Source organism: Achromobacter xylosoxidans (assembly GCF_002192695.1).
GTDB classification, from domain to species: domain Bacteria; phylum Pseudomonadota; class Gammaproteobacteria; order Burkholderiales; family Burkholderiaceae_B; genus Achromobacter; species Achromobacter xylosoxidans_C.
Genome location: NZ_MTLG01000075.1, coordinates 109,068 through 128,153, shown reverse-complemented (window position 1 = coordinate 128,153; position 19,086 = coordinate 109,068). Strand labels below are relative to the sequence as shown.

19 protein-coding genes are annotated in these 19,086 nt (G+C 66.6%); 10 read left to right on the top strand and 9 right to left on the bottom strand.

Features of this window, described 5'->3' with window-relative positions; genetic code table 11:
* Positions 1 to 9 precede the first annotated feature (9 nt).
* A complete protein-coding gene (locus BRO63_RS14875; RefSeq protein WP_088140759.1) occupies positions 10 to 1,194 on the bottom strand; it encodes an alpha/beta hydrolase in 1,185 nt (394 codons plus the stop codon).
* A gap of 221 nt (positions 1,195 to 1,415) precedes the next feature.
* Complete coding sequence (locus tag BRO63_RS14870) at positions 1,416 to 3,878, bottom strand: penicillin acylase family protein (protein ID WP_088140505.1); 2,463 nt, start codon at positions 3,876 to 3,878, stop codon at positions 1,416 to 1,418.
* A 251-nt stretch (positions 3,879 to 4,129) separates the two neighbouring features.
* Here BRO63_RS14870 and BRO63_RS14865 point away from each other — a divergent pair, with 251 nt between their 5' ends.
* The 7 genes from BRO63_RS14865 to BRO63_RS14835 all read left to right on the top strand — a co-directional run bounded on the left by BRO63_RS14865 (position 4,130) and on the right by BRO63_RS14835 (position 9,397).
* Entirely contained in the window at positions 4,130 to 5,338 is a 1,209-nt protein-coding gene (locus tag BRO63_RS14865) for an amino acid ABC transporter substrate-binding protein (protein WP_088140504.1), read from the top strand.
* 18 nt (positions 5,339 to 5,356) lie between these two features.
* Positions 5,357 to 6,220 carry a branched-chain amino acid ABC transporter permease gene (locus BRO63_RS14860; RefSeq protein ID WP_088140503.1) on the top strand — a complete coding sequence of 288 codons (864 nt, stop codon included), beginning with the start codon at positions 5,357 to 5,359 and terminating at the stop codon, positions 6,218 to 6,220.
* Complete coding sequence (locus BRO63_RS14855; RefSeq protein ID WP_088140502.1) at positions 6,217 to 7,167, top strand: branched-chain amino acid ABC transporter permease; 951 nt, start codon at positions 6,217 to 6,219, stop codon at positions 7,165 to 7,167. Before BRO63_RS14860 ends, BRO63_RS14855 begins: the two co-directional genes overlap by 4 nt.
* Positions 7,164 to 7,898 carry an ABC transporter ATP-binding protein gene (locus tag BRO63_RS14850; RefSeq protein ID WP_088140501.1) on the top strand — a complete coding sequence of 245 codons (735 nt, stop codon included), beginning with the start codon at positions 7,164 to 7,166 and terminating at the stop codon, positions 7,896 to 7,898. The genes BRO63_RS14855 and BRO63_RS14850 overlap by 4 nt, the downstream gene beginning before the upstream one ends.
* Positions 7,895 to 8,614: an ABC transporter ATP-binding protein gene (locus tag BRO63_RS14845; protein ID WP_088140500.1), complete on the top strand. Its 720-nt coding sequence runs from the start codon at positions 7,895 to 7,897 to the stop codon at positions 8,612 to 8,614. Before BRO63_RS14850 ends, BRO63_RS14845 begins: the two co-directional genes overlap by 4 nt.
* Positions 8,615 to 8,758: 144 nt before the next feature.
* Entirely contained in the window at positions 8,759 to 9,166 is a 408-nt protein-coding gene (locus tag BRO63_RS14840; protein WP_088140499.1) for a hypothetical protein, read from the top strand.
* Positions 9,167 to 9,175: 9 nt separating this feature from the next.
* Positions 9,176 to 9,397, top strand: a complete 222-nt coding sequence (locus tag BRO63_RS14835) for a YMGG-like glycine zipper-containing protein (RefSeq protein ID WP_013393765.1) — start codon at positions 9,176 to 9,178, stop codon at positions 9,395 to 9,397.
* Between the two features lie 51 nt (positions 9,398 to 9,448).
* Here BRO63_RS14835 and BRO63_RS14830 read toward each other — a convergent pair whose 3' ends face one another.
* Genes BRO63_RS14830 through BRO63_RS14815 form a run of 4 tightly spaced genes read right to left on the bottom strand, consistent with a single transcriptional unit; the run spans position 9,449 to position 13,325 of the window.
* A complete protein-coding gene (locus BRO63_RS14830; protein WP_088140498.1) occupies positions 9,449 to 10,279 on the bottom strand; it encodes an SDR family NAD(P)-dependent oxidoreductase in 831 nt (276 codons plus the stop codon).
* Positions 10,276 to 11,016, bottom strand: coding sequence for an SDR family NAD(P)-dependent oxidoreductase (locus BRO63_RS14825; protein ID WP_256943312.1), 741 nt, complete (start codon positions 11,014 to 11,016; stop codon positions 10,276 to 10,278). The genes BRO63_RS14830 and BRO63_RS14825 overlap by 4 nt, the downstream gene beginning before the upstream one ends.
* A 22-nt stretch (positions 11,017 to 11,038) precedes the next feature.
* Complete coding sequence (locus tag BRO63_RS14820) at positions 11,039 to 12,370, bottom strand: MFS transporter (protein ID WP_179215116.1); 1,332 nt, start codon at positions 12,368 to 12,370, stop codon at positions 11,039 to 11,041.
* A 22-nt stretch (positions 12,371 to 12,392) separates the two neighbouring features.
* A complete protein-coding gene (locus BRO63_RS14815) occupies positions 12,393 to 13,325 on the bottom strand; it encodes an alpha/beta hydrolase (RefSeq protein WP_179215115.1) in 933 nt (310 codons plus the stop codon).
* A gap of 173 nt (positions 13,326 to 13,498) precedes the next feature.
* On the opposite strand from BRO63_RS14815, the gene BRO63_RS14810 reads away from it, so the two are divergent.
* Positions 13,499 to 14,401 carry a LysR family transcriptional regulator gene (locus tag BRO63_RS14810; RefSeq protein WP_088140495.1) on the top strand — a complete coding sequence of 301 codons (903 nt, stop codon included), beginning with the start codon at positions 13,499 to 13,501 and terminating at the stop codon, positions 14,399 to 14,401.
* 42 nt (positions 14,402 to 14,443) lie between these two features.
* Here BRO63_RS14810 and BRO63_RS14805 read toward each other — a convergent pair whose 3' ends face one another.
* Complete coding sequence (locus tag BRO63_RS14805) at positions 14,444 to 15,121, bottom strand: hydrolase (protein WP_088140494.1); 678 nt, start codon at positions 15,119 to 15,121, stop codon at positions 14,444 to 14,446.
* A 142-nt stretch (positions 15,122 to 15,263) separates the two neighbouring features.
* Between BRO63_RS14805 and BRO63_RS14800 the strand changes: the two genes are divergently transcribed.
* Both BRO63_RS14800 and BRO63_RS14795 read left to right on the top strand, forming a co-directional pair.
* A complete protein-coding gene (locus tag BRO63_RS14800) occupies positions 15,264 to 16,169 on the top strand; it encodes a LysR family transcriptional regulator (protein WP_088140493.1) in 906 nt (301 codons plus the stop codon).
* Between the two features lie 174 nt (positions 16,170 to 16,343).
* A complete protein-coding gene (locus tag BRO63_RS14795) occupies positions 16,344 to 16,934 on the top strand; it encodes a YceI family protein (protein WP_088140492.1) in 591 nt (196 codons plus the stop codon).
* A 17-nt stretch (positions 16,935 to 16,951) separates the two neighbouring features.
* Here BRO63_RS14795 and BRO63_RS14790 read toward each other — a convergent pair whose 3' ends face one another.
* Together BRO63_RS14790 and BRO63_RS14785 are read right to left on the bottom strand one after the other, a co-directional pair.
* Complete coding sequence (locus BRO63_RS14790) at positions 16,952 to 17,887, bottom strand: ketopantoate reductase family protein (RefSeq protein ID WP_088140757.1); 936 nt, start codon at positions 17,885 to 17,887, stop codon at positions 16,952 to 16,954.
* A 13-nt stretch (positions 17,888 to 17,900) separates the two neighbouring features.
* Positions 17,901 to 19,079 (bottom strand): mandelate racemase/muconate lactonizing enzyme family protein, encoded by a 1,179-nt coding sequence (locus BRO63_RS14785; RefSeq protein WP_088140491.1) that lies wholly within the window; start codon positions 19,077 to 19,079, stop codon positions 17,901 to 17,903.
* Positions 19,080 to 19,086: the final 7 nt, after the last annotated feature.

Here is a 19,086-nt window from a genome sequence, read left to right as displayed (position 1 = left end):
CTTGCCCGCTCAGAAATGCGCGCGCAGCCACGCTTCCAGGTGCTGGGCCGCTACCGTCCTGCCCGCGGGCTCGTCCTTGGCCAGCGCCATGCCATGGTGGTTGCCGCGCACCCGCACATGGGTCTTGGCCTGCGTGCCGATCTGGCCGTGGATGGCAGCGATGTCGGCCGGGAACGTGCATTGGTCTCCGGTGTACTCGATCAACAGCGTCGGCTGGCGCACGGCCGGCAGGGTCTGCTCAAGCGCGGCGTTGGACGAGAGCCCCGACCAGGTCGACAGCCAGGACTCCGGCGTAACGATCCGGGCAAAGCCCACGCTGCCCCAGTTGGACACGAAGGGATCCTTGCCCCAAAGCGAGCCGGTCTTGCGGTCCGAAGGATCCAGCGTGATATCCCAAGCCCTGGGGTCCGCGTCCGTGCGCCAGACGTGAAAGATCGGCGCGAATGCCGCCTGCTGGCGGTCCAGCGGCTGCCACGAACCGGCCTTGACCTTGGCGCGGGCATCCTGCTTGCCGGCGAGCAAGGCGCGCGCGTGCTGGTCGATGCGCCGCACGCGCTCGACCTGCGCGGCACGATACTTATCGAGAAACGCCGGGTCGTACCGCGCCTGCCCTGCCTGCGCGTCATAGCCGTTCGCGGTGCTGAACGGATCCAGCGCGGGATCGGTGCGCATCGGATCGGCTTCGTCAACGACCGAGGGATCCAGGCCCGACATGAGCAGCCTGCCTTGCCCCGGATGCGGCGACAGCAACACCAGGCCGTCCACCACCGGCATGGTGAGTTCGTTCAGCCTGGTGGGCCGGCCGGCTGGCGTTTTGGCGATACGGGAATCCGGCGCCAAAAGGGATTGCTGGTTGTACAGCGCATACAGCCCGGCCCCGCCCGAATTGCCCAGAAGGACGATGCGCTCGTAGCCAAGATCCCGTAAGTGCTGCATGCCCGCCGCCACATCGAACAAGGCAATCTCATGCTCCAGCCTGAGGTCGTTGCCGATCGAGCGCGGCCCCTGCACCCAGCAGGCGCAGCCCGCATCCAGCACCGCCGGCACCATATAGTGCGTAACGGACATCTCGCGCGGATGCATCAGGGATACGACCGTGCGCTCCTTGCCCGTCGCCGTGAACAGGAAGCCCAGGGTCCGCTGGCCATCGGCCGTGCCCAAGGCGTAGGGCACAACCTTATAGGGCCGTTGCATCAACTCGGCATCCCAGGACGCACCCCGCATGCCTGCCGTCACTGCGGCAATCTCTTTCTCCGCCACGAGCCTCTCCAATTAATTAACACCTAGGCAATTAATTTATGAGGTATTTATCTGGGTGTCAATTAATTCTAGGCGAAGCCAGCGCGGCGCATTGAAAAACGCCGGCGGACGCCAATCCCTGGCGCTTGCCGGCGTGGTCTTCCCTGCTCTCCCCGTCAGCGCGGCGCCGGACGCAGATTCAAGGTACCCGCCTTCTCGCTATCCACCTTGGCGCGGCTGAACGCCATGGGGAAGTACTCGCCCGTTGCCCAGCCCTTGAGCAGGTTCTGGTAGTACGGGCTGCGCGGGTCGGCGGACTGTCCCGGCACGTTCTGCATGCGCGAGTTGTCCCAGTTGGCCACGTCTATCACCTGGCGGTATGAGGCGCCGCTGGTCTGGCGGAAGTCGCTGGCGCGGAAGGTGGCGCGGTGGACGGTGTCGTTGTCGCCGCTGACCGGATAGCGGGGCGTGCCGTAAGCATTGGCGGTGGCTTCGGGCAACAGGCCGGCCAGGCTGTGCTCGAACTGGATGTGGTGCAGCTTGCCCCACTGCCATTGCGAGGAATCCGGCCCGAGCTTGGCGCGCAGCTTCTGCAAGCCGTCGTTCAGCGCCTGCAACAGCAGTGCGTCGCGGCCCTGCTGCGGTTGCGGACCGAAAGCGCTGTCCGGGGAGGCCAGCTTCTCCAGCGTCTTCGCCGTGGACAGATTGCCGAAGGCGGCGCGGCCGTTGGCCGGGACATAGAGTTCGGTCACGCGCTTGACCACCTCGGGCAGCCAGAACTCGTAAACGGTGGCGGTGCGCGACTCCGTTTCCACGCGGGCGTCCCAGTCCTTGAGCATGCTCAGGGCCTGCGACGTCGCGGGATCGGCCGAGTTCAGCGACTTGGCGTAGCCCGCCAGCGTGCGCGCCGGAATCGACAGGTTGTCGTACTGCAGCGCCTGCGAGTTCTGCACCGTCTGGCCTTTGCTGTCGGCCAACACCTCGCGTATGCGCTGCACGCGATAGGGCTCGGCCCAGGTGCGGGCGGACATGTCCTTGTAGCGATAGTCGGCGGGCAGGTTGTACTCGTTGGCGGTGGCGAAATAACCTTCGGGCGGGTTGTAGGCGCGGGGCAGCGCGCTGCCCGGCAGCACGCCGCGCCATTCGAACTCGCCATTGCCCGGCACGGGCAGCATGCCGGACCAGTCGGCGCGCGGACGTATCGGCGCGATGCTGCCGCCGAACCAGCCGATGTTGCCGTCCACGTCGGCGTACACCATGTTCTCGCTGGGCGTATAGTGTTTTTCCATGCCGGCGACGAACTCGTTCCAGTCCTGCGCCTGGTTCAGCCGCAGGCTGGCCAGATAGGCGGCGGTTCCCGGGAATTCCAGGTAGGCCGCGCGCAAGGCGTAGGCCTTGCGCTTCACCGGGTCCACGTGGATCACCGGGCCATGCCGGGTGAACTTCAGCTGCCGCACCGCCGCGGCCTGCCCGCGCACCGGAATCGATTCATCCACCTGCCGCATCTTCTCCCAGCGGCCGTTGTAGCGGTACTCGTCGGGCTTGGCCGGGTTGGTATCGTAGACGTACAGGTCTTCCTCGTCGCCGAAGGCGAAAATCGTCAGCCCGAAGGCGATGCGGTCGTTGTGCCCCATGGACACGCCGGGCAGCGCCGGCTCGCCCGCGCCGATCACGTTCCAGCCCGGCGCGTTCAGATGCACCATGTAGCGCAGCGACGGCATGGTGATGGACCGGTGCGGATCGCCGGCGAGAATGGGCTTGCCGCTGGCCGTGTGCTGGCCGGCTATGGTCCAGTTGTTGCTCTCGTAGCGGGTCGCCATGGGGTCGAACGCCGGATCCAGCGACGCCAGCAGATTCGCGGACAACTCCTGCGCGAGTTTTTCGCGCTCGGCGGCCGCGAGCGGACTACGCGGGAAGTCGGCGGCGACGAATTTCTGGCCGTTGCGCGCCAGGTTGTAGTCGCCCAGGACCTTGCTGTCGACGTCGCGCACGTCCAGTCCGGCAGGCACCTGCAGCGCCAGGGGCGGCTCGAAGGTACTGAGTCCTTGCACGGTGTTCAGGCCCAGCGCCGCGACCCGTTGCGCCATGCGGACCTCTTCGCTGAGGTTGCGGGTCAGGCCGTAGATGCGGATGAGCGAGGTCTCGGGACTCCAATAGCCGGGCTCGGTGCCGGTCAGCTTGAATTCCGGCGGCATCTGTTCAGGATTCGCCTTGACCCAATCGATGTAGGCATTGATGCCCGCCGCGAAGGACGTGAGGATCGCCTTGCCCTGCGGATGGTAGCTGGCGAACTCTGCCTGCATATCGCCGCGGTACAGGAACAGGCGCGCGGCGCGGTCCTGTTCGACGAAGCGCGGACCGAACTGTTCGGCCATCTTGCCCTCGCCCTGGCGGCGCCAGAGGTCGAGCTGCCAGAGGCGGTCGCGCGCCGCGTTGAAGCCTTGGGCGAAGAACAGGTCGTCCTGGTTCTGCGCGTAGATGTGGGACACCCCGTGGCGGTCGCGCACGATCTCCACGGGCTGGGACAGCCCCTTCATATCGACGGTTTCTTTCTTGCCACCGGGCGACGCGCAGCCTGCCAGCACTGCAATCAGCCCGCTCGCCAGGAATGCCGCGGCCCTGCGATTGAACGTACGCATTGACTCCTCCTCGGGTTTATTTGTCTTCTAGCTGCCTGCCGGACATCGAGGGTCATGCCGCCCAATGCGACAGTCAGGGCCGCTCCAGGCCCTTGCCATATGTACAACCAAATCGGCTCGCCGTGGAACGCTGTTTCATTTGATCAGCTTAGTCAGAATATGTAACCAGCGACGGACCATGCCGAGGTTCAGGTAGACGTAAACGCATGGGCAGAAAATGGACTGCATAAGAACTTGCAGGAGACAACATCATGTCTCGCAGACTATTGCTTGCCCTGCCCGTCCTGGCGCTGGCCTTGTACAGCGCCGCCGCGGCGGCCGCGCCGCCGCCCGACATCCTGCTGGGCGCGTCCGTGCAACTCACCGGCCCCGTCGCCAATACCGGGCGCTATTACCGCGATGCCTACCAGATGGCGGTGGACCAGATCAACGCCGCCGGCGGCGTGAAGATCGGCGCCGAAACGCGCAAGCTGGCGCTCAAGATCTACGACAACCAGTCTGACGTCAATCTGAGCGTGCGGCAGTACACGCAGCTTGTGACGCAGGACAAGGCCAACCTGCTGCTGGGTCCCTTCGCCAGCAATTTCGCGCTGGCCGACTCGGCGGTATCGGAAAAGTACAAGGTGCCCATGGTCCAGGGCGGCGGCGCCTCGGATCAGATCTTCTCGCGCAAATTCAAGTACATCTTCGGCACGCTGGCGCCCGCCAGCAACTACTTCGGCAGCACCGTGGAAATGCTGAAGACGCTCAAGCCCGCGCCGGCCAGCGTGGCCTTGCTTTACGCGGATGACGCCTTCGATGTATCGGTGGCCCAGGGCACCCGTCCGCTGCTGAAATCCGCGGGCCTGCCCATCGCGATGGACGAGCGCTACAGCACCAACGCCACCGACTTCAACTCGCTGCTGTCGCAGATCAAGAGCAAGAGCGTGGATGCGGTGCTGGTGGCGGGACACGAAACCGAGATCCTCAATTTCGTGCGCCAGGCCAAGAGCCTGGCCGTCGCGCCCAAGATGTATTCCTTCACCGTTGGCGTGCCGTCGGAGGACTTCCGCAAAGCGTTGGGCCGCGACGCGGATTACGCCTTTGGCATGACCGCCTGGCTGCCATCGGCGGCGTTGAAGGACCGCTGGTTCGGCGACGCGGAACAGTTCGCCCGCGCCTACAAGGCCAAGTTCGGCTATGACCCGGACTACCACGCCGCATCCGGCGTGGCCGACGTCGAAGCGCTGGTCTACGCCATGGAAAGCGCCGGCAGCGCCAACCCGCAGAAGGTGCGCGATGCCCTGGCCAAGATCAAGTTCGACAACCTGTACGGTCCCGTCGCCTTCAATGCCCAAGGGCAGATCGACCTGCCTCAAGTGGTGATCCAGGTGCAGGATGGCGGCCTGGCCGAGATCTACGGCGCCAAGGGCTACATCACGCAGCCCAAGTACCCCATGCCGGCCTGGAACGCGCGCTAGGGGCTTGGGGAGCGCACGATGGATCTGCTCGCGCAAATCCTCGTCAACGGCATCCTGCTGGGCGGGCTGTATGCCGTGATGGCGCAAGGCCTGGCGCTGGTCTGGGGGGTGCTGAACATCGTCAACCTGGCGCACGGCGCGTTCATCATGCTGGGGGCATACGCGTCCTGGTATCTGTACAACGACGCCGGCATCGATCCATTCCTGGGCTTGCCCTTGACCGCCGCCGCCATGTTCCTGCTGGGCTACGCCGTGCAGCGCGGGCTGCTCAACCTGGTGGTGCGCGCGCCCATGTTCAATACGCTGCTCATCACTTTCGGCCTGGAGGTCGTGCTGACCTATCTGGCGCAGCTGGCGTTCTCGGCCGATTTCCGCACCATCAATCCGCCGTATGCCGGCGACAGTTATGCGCTAGGTCCCGTCACGCTGCCCATGGCGCGGCTGGCCGCCTTTGGCGTGGCGCTGGCCATCACGCTGGGCATGTGGCTGTTCCTGCTGCATAGCCGCCTGGGGCGCGCGATCCGCGCCACCGCGCAGAATCTGGTGGCCGCCAGGCTCTATGGCGTGGAGCCGCGCCACCTGTACGCGGTGACGTTCGGCCTGGGCCTGGCGTTGGCGGGCGCCGCGGGCGGCCTGTACGGCACGGTCTCGCAGATCAATCCCTACATCGGCGCCACGCTGACCGCGAAATGCTTCGCCATCTCCATCATCGGTGGGCTGGACAATCCGCTGGGCGTGATGGTGGGCGGCCTGTTCCTGGGCATCGTGGAATCGCTGACCACGCTGTACGTGGGGCCGACCTACGCCGACGTGGCCAGCTTCGGCATCCTGGTGCTGGTGCTGCTGGTCAAACCCAGCGGCCTGTTGGGCAGAGCGGCATGAAGATGCCGCGCGCCGCGCTGCTGGCATTGCTGGCGCTGGCCGTGCTGGCGGGCGTGCCCTGGTATGGCTCGGACGTGCTGGTGCAGTTCGGCATCAACACGCTGTTGCTGGCGGTGCTGGCCCAGGGCTGGAACATCATCGGCGGATACGCCGGCTACGCGTCCTTCGGCAATTCGGTCTTCTACGGCCTGGGCAGCTACGGCGTGGCCATCGCCATGGCGCAATGGGAACTGCCCTTCGCCGCCGGGCTGGCGCTGGGCGCCGCGCTGGCCGCGATTTTCGCCGTGGTGCTGGGGCTACCCGTGTTGCGGCTGCGCGGCCACTACTTCGCCATCGCCACCCTGGCGCTGGCGCAGGTCATGACGGCGATCGTCTCCAATATCGGGCTGGCCGGGCAGAACATCGGCCTGGTGCTGCCGCCGCTGAACAACGATACGCTGTTCTACGAACTGGCCCTGGGCCTGCTGGCGCTGGCCACGCTTACGGTCGCCTGGCTCACGCGCAGCCGCTTCGGCTTCGGGTTGATCGCGATCCGCGAGAACGAAGAAGGCGCGGCCGTCATGGGCGTGAACACCACGCTGTACAAGGTGGCGGCATTCACGATCTCGGGCGTGTTCAGCGCCCTGGCCGGTGGCATACACGCCTACTGGATCACCTTCCTTGATCCGGAGAGCGCCTTCGACATCAGCCTGAACGTCAAGATGATCATCATGGCCGTGTTCGGCGGCGCGGGCACCGTGCTCGGCCCGGTGGTGGGCGCGTTCTCGCTGTCGGCCATTTCGGAGCTGCTGTCCAGCGAAGTCACCAGCGTGGCGGGGCTGTTCTACGGCGCGGTGATCGTCGCGGCGGTGGTGCTGATGCCGCGCGGGCTGGCCGACCTGCTGCGGCGCGCGCGCAAGTCGGGCTGGCGCTATTTCGTCGACAACATACGGGCGCACAGGCTATGAGCGCGATCCTGGACGTGCGCAACGTGACCCGGCGCTTTGCCGGGCTGGTGGCCGTGAACCAGGTCAGCTTCACGCTGGCCGAAGGCGAAATCCTTGGCCTGATCGGCCCCAACGGCGCCGGCAAGACCACGCTGGTCAGCCTGATCAGCGGCACACTTGCGCCGACCGCGGGCGAGATCCTGTTCCAGGACAAGCCGATAGGCGGATTGCCGGCCTACCGCCGCGCGCGCCTGGGCATAGGGCGCACCTTCCAGATCATGCGGCCCTTCCCCGGCCTGTCGGTGCTGGACAATGTGGCGGTGGGCGCCCTGTTCGGCCACGGCGGCGGCCAGCCCAAGCTGGCGCTGGCGCGCGAGCAGGCCCGCGCCTGCCTGGATTTCGTCGGACTGGGCCACGCGGCCGGTCAGCGCGCCGACGAACTGGGCGGCCCGGGCCGCAAGCGGCTGGAACTGGCCAAGGCGCTGGCCATGCAGCCCAAGGTGCTGCTGTGCGACGAGGTCATGGCCGGGCTCAACCTGGTGGAGATCGACGAGGTCATCGAGGTCATCCGCAAGGTCCGCGCCAGCGGCATCAGCGTGCTGGTGATCGAACACGTCATCAAGGCGATCAAGAGCCTGTCGGACCGGCTGCTGGTGCTGCATCACGGCGAAAAGATCGCGGACGGCGCGCCCGACGCGGTGCTGGCCGATCCCGAGGTGGTGCAGGCCTACCTGGGCAAGAGACGCGCATGAACGACGCCGCCCCGCTGCTGAAGGTGGAAGGGCTGAGCGCCGGCTATGGCGAACTGCCGGTGCTACAGGACATTGCGCTCGAGGTCCGCCGCGCCGAGATCGTGGCGCTGGTGGGCAGCAATGGCGCGGGCAAGACCACCCTGCTGCGGGCGCTGTCGCGGGTGCTGCCCTGCACCGGCAGCATCGTGATGGACGGCCGCCAGTTGTCGCGCGCCACGCCGGACCAGGCCTTCGCCAGCGGCCTGGTGCAGGTGCCCGAAGGACGCCAGCTGTTCGACCGCATGACGGTGCAGGACAACCTGCTCATGGGCGCCTACCGCCGGCGGGACAAGGCGGCCGTCGCGCGCGACCTGGACCGCGTCTACGCCTACTTCCCGCGGCTGTCGGAACGCCGCCGCCAGCTCGCCGGCAGCATGTCCGGCGGCGAACAGCAGATGTGCGCCATGGCGCGCGCGCTGATGGCGGCGCCCGTACTCATGATGATCGACGAGATGAGCCTGGGCCTGGCGCCGGTGGTGGTCGAGCAGTTGATGGAGGTGCTGGCCGGTATCCGCCAGGAAGGCGTCACGGTGCTGCTGGTGGAGCAGGACATCCACCTGGCGCTGACGGGCGCCGACCGCGGCTATGTGATGGAAACCGGCCGCATTGCGCTTTCCGGTCCGGCGCAATCGCTGCTGTCCGACACCAAGGTGCGCCAGGCCTATCTGGGAATCTGAATACGCCGGCGGCCGCTCTTGCGCCGGCCTGCTTTCGAGCCTACATTGGTTGTTGTCGCCCGCCGCCAGGCCCTTGCAAGCGCGCGGCGCGCATGGCGTCACTGGGTTGTTTTTCTGTCTTTTGTTCCTCCAAGGAGCGATGCGATGAAAGTGAAACACCTGTTAGGCCCGGCAGCCCTCGCGCTGTCACTGCTGGTCGCCGCGCCGGTGGTGGCGGCGCCTACCGATCCGGCGCCCATCATCACCGGGAAGCAATGGACGGATTCCGACGCGAATCTGAAGAAGGCCTACCTGCTGGGCATGGCGAACCTCATCCAGGTGGAGCAAGCCTATCAGCAGCGCCGCGCGCCGGCGGACAACCAGACGCTGATTCCGCGTTTCGCCAAGGGCTTGCAAAGCCATACGCTCGATTCCGTGCGCGAACGGCTGGATAGCTGGTACGCGGCCAATCCGACCCGAATGGACCGGCCCGTGGTCGAAACGCTCTGGTTCGAAATCGTCGCGCCCGCGGCGCCGGCCACGCCGGCCGCTCCCGCCAAGCGCGCCCGCTAGGAGTCAACCATGAAAGTCATCCGATCGATCGCCATAGGCCTCATGATGGGGTCCCTGGTTGCCTGCACCAACATGAGTTCCAAGCAGCAAGGCACGCTGTCGGGCGCGGCCATCGGCGCCGCGGCCGGCGCGGGCATTGCCGCCATCGCGGGCGGCAGCGGCTGGACCGGGGCCGCCATCGGCGCCGCCGCAGGCGGCATTGCCGGCAATATCTACGGCGACAAGCACTAAGCCTCTGCCTGCGCGCAGAGACCAGTCCCGGGCCCAGGCCCGGGACTGCGGCTACAGATTGCCGGTGGACTTGCCGATCCGCCAATAAACGCCCCCGCCCGTCATGCCGCCGTCTACCGGCAGGTCCGCGCCGGTAATGAATGACGCATCCGGCCCCAGCAGGAACATCACTGCCGCCGCGATCTCGTCGGCGTCCGCGCCGCGCGACAAGGGCGTCGCATCGCGGTTGCCTTCATAGAACAGGCGCGCCCGTCCGGCATCATGCACCGCATTCGGTTGCATGATCATGGGCGTTTCGACCAGGCCCGGACATACCGTGTTGACACGTATGCCGCGGCCGGCCAGTTCCAGCGCAGCCGCCCGCGTCAGGCCGCGCAAGGCCCATTTGCTGGCGGTGTAGGCCGCGCTGAAGTACCCGGTAAGGCCCGCCGTCGAGGACGTATTGACGATGGCCGCGCCCTGCGGCATCAGTGCGGCGAGGTGGCGGATGGCGAGGAACGGCCCGTCCAGATTGATGTCCAGCAAACGCCGCCATTCCGCGTGCGTGGTCTCGGTCACGGTCTTGCGCAGCGTCACGCCCGCGTTATTGACCAGGCCGTAGAGCGGCACGCCCGCCTGCGTAATCTCGTCGGCCAACGCCACCCAATCGGATTCGCGGGCCACGTCCGCCACGCGGACGCGCAAGCGTTCGGCATGGGCGCCCGCCGCGTTGCCCAGGTCCGCCCAGGCGGCGTCGCCTTCAGGCAGGACGTCCAGCGCGTAGACGGTTGCGCCCGCCTGCAGCAAACGCAGCGCCTCGGCCGCGCCCTGCCCCCTGGCCGCGCCCGTCACGACGGCCGCCTTGCCGTTCCACCAGGATGCCGCGTCCTTGCCGCCGCTCATGTCTTGGACACTCCGCCGTCGACCATCAAGACGTGGCCGGTGACATAGGCGGATGCCTGCGAGGCCAGGTACAGCGCCGCGTCGGCGATCTCGGACGGCTGGCCGACGCGCCGCGCCGGCAGGCGTTCGACGTACTCGGCATAGGTGGCGGCGTCGGCGTGCATCCAGCTGCTCATCGGCGTTTCGATGAATCCCGGCGCGATGGCGTTGACGCGCAGCCCCTTGGGGCTCCATTCCAGCGCCAGGCACTGGGTCAGATGGGCCACGCCGGCCTTGGCGGCCGCGTAGTCGGCGCAGTTCGGGCGCGGTTTGACGCCGGCATAGCTGGACAGGTTGATGATGGCGCCGCTGCCTTGCGCAATCATGTGGCGCGCGGCCGCCTGGGCGCCGAAGAACGTGCCCTTCAGGTTGATGTCCATGGTGCGTTGCCATGCGGCTTCGTCCAGGTCCAGGGCGGGCATGCGGGCCATGAAGCCGGCATTGTTGACCCACACGTCCAGCGCGCCGTACTGCGCGGCCACCGCGTCGGCCAGTTCGCGCACCGCCTGCGCTTGCGTGACGTCCAGTTGGCGGCAATCCGCGTCCACGCCGGACAGCGCCTCGAGGTCCAGGTCGGTGGCGACCACGGTCGCGCCCTGCTGGCGGAACGCCGCCGCCATGGCGCGTCCGATACCGCCCCCGGCGCCCGTGACGACCGCGATTTTCCCTGCCAGATCCGGATAGTTCATTTTGCTCATGTGATGATGGAAAGATTGGAGTTCAGTTGAATGCCGCGCGCTTGGCGGCCTTGTTGGCTACGGCGTTGCCGGCTTCCTCGCCCGGCAGGCGGATGTCGTTCAGGTCCATGCCCGCCGTTTCCTTGATGAGGAAGGCGCCGGCAAAGGCCATCAGCCCCAGCGCCCCCACATAGGCCGTGTAGACCCAGTCCAGCCCTTGGGCGCCCAGCCAGGCATTGATGTAGGGCGCGGTGCCGCCGAAGATCGCGACCGACAGCGATGAGATGAAGCCCACGCCCATGGCGCGCGCGCCGGTCGGCACCTGTTCGGCCACCACGGCCGGGAAGATCGCCGCCAGCAGCGCCCAGACCAGCAGCCCGATCAGTTGACCCACGAATAGTGTCCAGGGCTGGTCGGTGACGATGTGCGATACCGGGAACACCGCCAGCGCCACGCCCAGGCCGAAGGCCATCACCATGGGCTTGCGGCCATAGCGGTCCGCCAGCCAGCCGCAGACCGGCAGCCACAACAGGCACAGCAGCTGCGCGATCAGGCTGGCCGTGTAGGCGCCCGCCGGATCCATGCCCTTGGTCGCGATGGCCGTGGCTGGCGCGAAGGTGACCCAGGTGTAGTAGGTGGCGTTGGACGCCGCTGCGATCATCACGATGTTGCGGGCGATCTTCAAGGCCTGGCGCGCCGACACCTTCTGCGCGCCGCCCTGCTCCGCGCTGTGCTCGAAGACCTCGCTTTCGCTTGCGCTGCGGCGCAGGAACAGCGCGTAGACGCCCAGCAGCGCCCCCACGCCGAAACCCACGCGCCAGCCCCAGGCCTCCATCGCCGGCTTGCCCAGCCAGGACGTCAGCAAGGCCGCCAGCGCGGTCGCGGCCATGACGCCGATGGTGACGCTGACGAACACCGAGCTGGACCACAGTCCGCGTTTGGCCGGCGGCGCGATTTCGGCAACATAGGTATAGGCCACGCCAGACTCGCCGCCATGCGCCAGCCCCTGCATCAGACGGCAGACGAACAGCAGCACCGAGGCCAGCACACCGGCCTGCTCATAGGTGGGCAGCAGCGCGATCGCCAGGCTGGTCAGGGCCAGCAGGCACATGGTCAGGACCAGCGTGAACTTGCGGCCGTAGCGGTCGCCGATGCGCCCGAACAGCCAGCCGCCGATCGGCCGAGCCAGGAATCCGCCCGCGAACACCGCCAGCGTGGCCAGCAGCGCCGAACCGCGGTCGGACGGGTCGAACAGGTTCATGGCCAGGTAGGCCGAGAACGTGCCGTACAAGGTCCAGTCGAACCATTCCAGGGCATTGCCCACGGCCGCCGCGCGCAGCGAAGCGTGACGGCGTTGGCGGTCCTGTGTCTCCATCATTATTGTCGTCGTCATTTTTTTATCCGTGCTGGTCTTGGCCGAGGTGCCGCGCGAACCAATTGGCCGCGGCGCTGCTGGTGCGTTCGAAATGTTCCGTGTAGACCGAGTAATGGCCACCGGGCAGCAGCAGCAATTCCTTGGGCTGGTGCGCCGCGTTGAATGCGTCCTGCTGCAGGTCGGCAGGCGTCAGGCCGTCGCCCGTGGCGACGATCATCAGGAGCGGCGTGGGCGCGATGCGGCGCACGTACATGCCGGGCTCGTAGGCGCGGGCCAGTTCCAGTGACCGCAACGTGACTTCATTGACCCAGCTCGGGCAGCGGCGCGCTTCGCCCGTCATGTAGTGGTAGGAATCCGGGCCCGGATACGCGACCGCCGCATCGGGATCGGCGTCGACCATGCGCAATGTCGCCGCAGGCTGGCCCGCGTCGCGCGCCTCGCGGTCGGCTTCGAATGCGGCCTGCAGCGCCTGCGCCTTGTCGTAGCGCACGCGCCGTTGCGCCGCCGAGAAACCGCTGGTGGTCGGCACCTGGCTGACCACGCACTTGACGCGCCGGTCGATGGCCGCAACCGTCAGCGCATGACCGCCGCTATAGCTGCTGCCCCAGATGCCGATGCGCTCGCGGTCCACTTCCGGACGCCGGCGCAGATAGGAAATGGCCGAGCGGAAATCCTGGATCTGCCGCTGCGGATCGATCTCCTGGCGCGGCATGCCCTCGCTGCGGCCGAGATTGCGGAAGTCGAAGGTCAGCGCGGCCAAGCCCCGTGCCACCACCGCGGCGGCGTACTCTTCCAGGTCGCCGCCGGCGACCATGGACCAGCCATGTGCGAGCGCGACCGCGCCCACCGGGCCGCTAGCCTGCTCGGGCCGGTAGAAGGTACCGCGCACCAGATCCCCTTCGACCAGGAATTCAATCGGCTCTGCCGATCCTTTTAGGCCTGATCGTTCTGGCATAGATGAACTCATGCCTGTCTCCTTATCGCTCATCAATGAGCTAAGCTTGTGTGAACAGGTCGAATTCTGCCCATCGGGCCTGACGCGAACAAGCGCTATTATTCACGCCATCAATCGTTAATCCCGATTGATATAAGAATGACGACTACGCGCACGGAACGTGCCCCGGAGCCATGGATCTACGCCAATTCGATTGTTTTCTGGCCGTTGCGGACAAGCTGCATTTCGGCCGCGCGGCGGAAGCGCTGCACATGAGCCAATCCTCCGTATCGGAAGCGGTCAAGGCGCTGGAAAAGACGCTGGGCGCCCCCTTGTTCGAGCGCAGCAGCCGCCGCGTCGCGCTGACGCCGCTGGGCGTAACCCTGAAGCTGGGCGCGGGGCCGGCCGTGGTCATGCTGAAAGCCGCGCTGGACGACTGCAAGCGCCAGGCCGCGGGCAAGCCGCGCCATCTGCGCATCGGCTTCCTGGGCGGCGGTTTCTACGAGCTATACCGCCCGCTGGTCTCGGAATTCAAGGCGGCGCATCCCAACGTGGAACTGGGGTTCGTGGAACTGACCTACGTCACCCACTACGCGGCGGTGGCCGACGGCTCGGTCGACATCGCGTTCTGCCGTTTGCCGCTGGGCGCGGACGGCCTGTGCCATGGGCCCATCGTATTGCGGGACCAGCGCATGCTGTGCGTCCCGCTGGATCACCCGTTTGCCGGGGCGACCCTGCTGGACCCCGAGCTGCTGGCCGAGGAACGGCTGGTGCGCATGGTGCCGGGATCGGTCAACCAGGAATGGCAGGACTACCACTTTCCGCGCCACACGCCCAAGGGCAAGCCCATCGGCGACGGCCCGGTGGTGCGCACGATCCGCGAGGGCATCGCGGCCGTGAACACGCGCGAGGGCCTGCTGATGCTGACCAAGCGCGCCGCCAGCTATTACGCGACGCCCGAGATCGCATTCGTGGAAATAGACCTGCCCGCCATGCCTTCGGCCCTGGTCAGGCGGGTGGACGACCACCGGCCCATCCTCCAGGAACTGGAAGCCTTGCTGCTGCGCATTGCCGAGCGGCATGGCGTGGCGGCCTGATCCGGGCCGCAAGGCCCGGACCGCCACTTGCATCGAAGCGGATCAGCGCTGCGAATCCAGCACTTCGTTGTTCTTCACCACTTCCTGCGCCTTGGCGTAGCTTTCGATCAGCAACTGGTAGGCCGGGAACACCTTGGTGTAGACCTCGGCCCACTGCATGGCGTCTTCGCGGTTCCAGGTCTTCTGCAATTCCGAGGCCACGGCGGCGGTGTCCATCGGCACCACTCCGGCCTGCACCACGCGCGCCAGCGTGATTTCCTGCGCCATCTTGGTGTACGTGCCCGACGCGTCGATCACCGCGAACACCTTGTAGCCGTCGGCGACCGCGCTGATGGCCGGGAACGCCATGCACACGCTGGTGATGGTGCCGGCGATGATGAGCGTCTTGCGGCCGGTGGCCTTTACGGCGGCGACGAACTCGGGATTGTCCCAGGCGTTGATCTCGCCCTTGCGCGCAATGTATTGCGCATGCGGGGCGTTGGCGTGAATCTCGGGAATCAGCGGACCGTTCGGGCCTTGCGGCACGGAAGCCGTAGTGATGACGGGCATCTTGGCCAGCGTGGCCATCGACGCCAGGGCGCCAGCGCGGGCGCGCAGTTCCGGCATGGGCATGTCGCCCACGGTCTGGAACAGGCCGCTCTGGTGGTCGATCAGCAGCATGACGGCGTCGTTGGCGTCGATGACAGGACGTTGGCCGTTGAAGTTGGCGGGTGCGGACATGGTGTACTCCTAATTTGAAAGGTCGACGGCTTGTGGCCGAATCAGAAGCCTTATGGCTGCACAAATATTAAAAATAGAACAAAATTAGCGGAAGACCGATTTTTTGCTATCAGCGTTCTATTTTTAGAACCAAAGGGATGCCATGCAGGATCTCAACGACCTTTTCTATTTCGTGCAGACCGTCGAGCACCAGGGCTTTGCGCCCGCCGGACGCGCGCTGGGCATGCCCAAGTCCCGCCTCAGCCGTCGGCTGGCCCTGCTGGAAGAACGCCTGGGCGTGCGGCTCATCCAGCGTTCTACCCGGCACTTCATGGTGACCGACATCGGCCAGACCTATTACGAGCGCTGCAAGGCCATGCTGGCCGAAGCCGAGGCCGCCCAGGAAGTGATCGACGCGGCCCAGGTCGAACCGCGCGGCGTGGTCAAGCTGACCTGCCCCATCGCCCTGCTGCACACCCATGTCGGCGGCATGCTCGCGGACTTCATGCTGAAGTACCCGCGCGTCGTCATCCAGCTCGAAGCCACCAACCGCCGGGTCGACGTGCTGGGAGAAGCCGTGGACGTGGCGATCCGCGTGCGCCCGCCTCCGCTGGAAGACAGCGAGCTGGTCATGCGCGTGCTGTCGGATCGCGGCCAGAGCCTGGTGGCCAGCCCCGCCCTGGCGGCCGAATGCGGGCAGCCAACAACGCCGGACGACCTGGGCGCCTGGCCCAGCCTGGCGCTGGGCACGCCCAATCAGGCCTATCGCCTGGAGCTGTACAACCAGGACGGCCAGCTGGCCACGGTATCGCTCGCCCCCAGGATGATCACCACCGACATGATCGCGCTGCGCAATGCGGCCGTGGCCGGCGTGGGCGTGGTGCAGCTGCCCACCATGATGGTGCGGGAACAACTGCAGGCGGGACAGCTGGTCCGCCTGCTGCCGGACTGGGCGCCGCGCCGCGAACTGATACATGCGGTGTTCCCGTCCCGGCGCGGCCTGCTGTCGTCGGTGCGGGCGCTGGTGGATTACCTGGCGGAGCGCTTCAGCAAGCTGCAGGAGGACTAGTCGGCGCCCGGGTCAATCAGGAAGTGCTGCCAATTGCAAACAAAATCAGGACAGTCAGATCAATTATCAACCACTAGCGCTGCAATACCCCGATCTCTAAGCTTATCGGACGTCATTGAACCCTGTGATCCAGGCCGCCCGATCCGGCGGCGCCGTACCAAGAGAGAAAACCCCATGAAGCACACCTACGCCGCATTCCTGGCAACCGCCGTCCTGGCCCTGGGCAGCCTGCCAGCGCAGGCCGCCCCCGTGGACTACCAGATCGACCCAGAACATACGGAAATCGTGGTCACCTGGGACCACCTGGGCTATTCCAAGCCCACCGCCCATGCCGGAGCCGTGACGGGCGTGATCCGCTACGACGCGGCGCAGCCTTCGAAATCGTCCGTGGACCTTAGCGTGCCCGTGCCGCGCCTGACGTCGCACGTGCCCAAGCTGGATGAAATGCTGCAAGGCGCCGAGTTCTTCCAGGCGGCCAAGTATCCCGACATCCAGTTCAGGAGCACCTCGGTCGCTGACCAGGGCGACGGCAAACTGAGCGTCAGCGGCATCCTGCGTATCAAGGGCATCGAAAAGCCCGTGGTGCTGCAAGCCCGCAAGAACCAGGAAGGCGTCCATCCGATGGCGCAACGGCCGGCCATCGGCTTTGACGCCACGACGGTACTCAAGCGCAGCGACTTCGGCGTGGACGCGTTTGCCCCCGGCGTGAGCGACGAGGTGCAGTTGCGCATCACGGTGGAGGCAGTCGCCAGCGCCACCCGTTGAAATCCAGGCAAAACTGCTCAATGCTTGGCACGCCCGCTGCTGAAGCCATCCTCGCGCTGCTTGACCAGCCTGGTAAGGGTTTCATTCACTGGCGCGGATAGACCGGCCTTCCTGGCCTGGACGGGAATCGCGCCATTGATGTAGTCGATCTCGCTCGTGCGCTTGCGTTCGTGGTCCAACAGCACCGAGGGCTTGGCGCCGCGGATGCGCTCACCGAACGCGCGGACGTGCGCGACCGGGTCGGCGACCTGGATCGGCACCCCCAGGGCGCGGGCCACTGCCCATGCCTCGGTAGCCGCCGCCTGGCTGACCGCGCCTATATGGGGATCATCCATGACCGCGCCTATGGTCAGGCCGGTGAGCGCGCAAGGCGCGCTATAGGCCACATTGCAGATCAGCTTCTCCCATTGCATCGCAGCCAGGTTGTCCACCGCCTGGGCGTTGAAGCCGGCATTGCTCCACACGGCGGCGATGCCCTCGAGCTCATCCTGCGGCATCCCTGCATAGGCGCCCATGCGCACCGCCGACATGCCGTTGTGGTGGACATGCCCTGGCGCGGGCAGCGACGCGCCAAACGCGGCTGCGATGCCGACCGCCAACCTGTCCGCGCCTATGGCTTCGGCCACGCTGTCCGCGCTGCCCAGGCCGTTCTGTATCGTCAGCACCCGCGTGCGCGGTCCGAGCATCGCTCGCGCCTGCTGTGCCGCGCTGCCGGCTTGCGCGGCCTTGACCGCAATGATGATCAGATCGACCGGTTCGGCCGGCGCCTGGCGGAATGCGCGTACCCGCGCCACGCGGTCGCCGCTGGCGCCTTCCACGCGCAGGCCGCGGGCGGCCATGGCCTCCACGTGCTCTGCCCAATGGTCGATGGCCAGCACATCGTGCCCGCCAGCGGCCAGCAGGCCGGCATACACGGAGCCCATGGCCCCACACCCCATAATCGCTATCTTCATGATGTCAGCTTCCTCAAGCACTGCCTGTAGCCAGGGCCGCAATATACGGCGCCAATTCCTGTTTCTGTTCCAGCCCGAATCCTGGCGCGTCGGTCGGCCGGACTTGCCCGGCCCCGAGAGCGCACTGCGCGGGATAGCCGCCAAACGGCTGGAATACGCCCGGATAGGCTTCGCACCCGCCCAGTTCCAGACCGGCGGCGATGTGCAGATTGATCAAGTGCCCCCCATGCGGGTGCAGGCAGCGGCGCGAAAAGCCAGCCCTTTCCGCGGCCGCAATCATGCGCAGGTACTCGGTCAGGCCATAGGCCAGGCCCGCGTCCATCTGCAGGATATCGCTTGCCGGGCGCATGCCGCCAAAGCGCAGCAGATTGTTGACGTCCGGCAGCGAGAACAGGTTCTCGCCGGTGGCGATCGGCCCGCCATATGCCTGAGCCACCTGGCTATTGAGCGCATAGTCCAGCGGATCGCCGATTTCCTCGTACCAGCGCAAGCCGTAGGGCTCCATGGCGCGCGCATAGGCCAGGGCGGTAGGCAGGTCGAAGCGGCCGTTGGCGTCCACCGCCAGATTGGCGCCCTCGCCCGCCACCGCCAGCGCGGCCTCGATGCGGGCCAGGTCTTCGTGCAGCGAGGCGCCGCCGATCTTCATCTTGAACTTGACGAATCCCTGGTCGCGATAGGCCTGGAACTCATCCTTCAGGCGCCGCACCGGATCGCCGCTGTCGTAGTAATAGCCGCCAGCCGCGTACACCTGCGCCGAGCCGCTGCCGGCCGCGCGCCCCGCGTGCCGCGCGATGCCGCGATAGGCCGGCTCGTCCGCCAGCTTGGCGTTCAAGTCCCAAAACGCCAGTTCCAGCGCGCCGACCGCAGCGGCCCGGTCGCCGTGGCCGCCGGGTTTCTCATTGCGCATCATGACGGCGCTGGCGCGCGCGGGGTCGAACCCCGTGCCTTCCTCATTGAGCAGCGCTTCGGGTCGCGCCGCCAGCAGGCGCGGAATGAAGCGTTCGCGCAGCAGCCCAGGCTGGGCATAGCGGCCGATGGAATCGAAGGCGTAGCCGATGACCGGACGGCCATCGCGCACCGCGTCGCTGACCAGCGCCACCAGCGACACCGTATGTTCGGCGAAGTTGACCAGCGAGTTCGATATGTTGCCTTGCAGGGGGACGGCGATTTCTCGTATGGCGGTAATGCGCATGGATGGG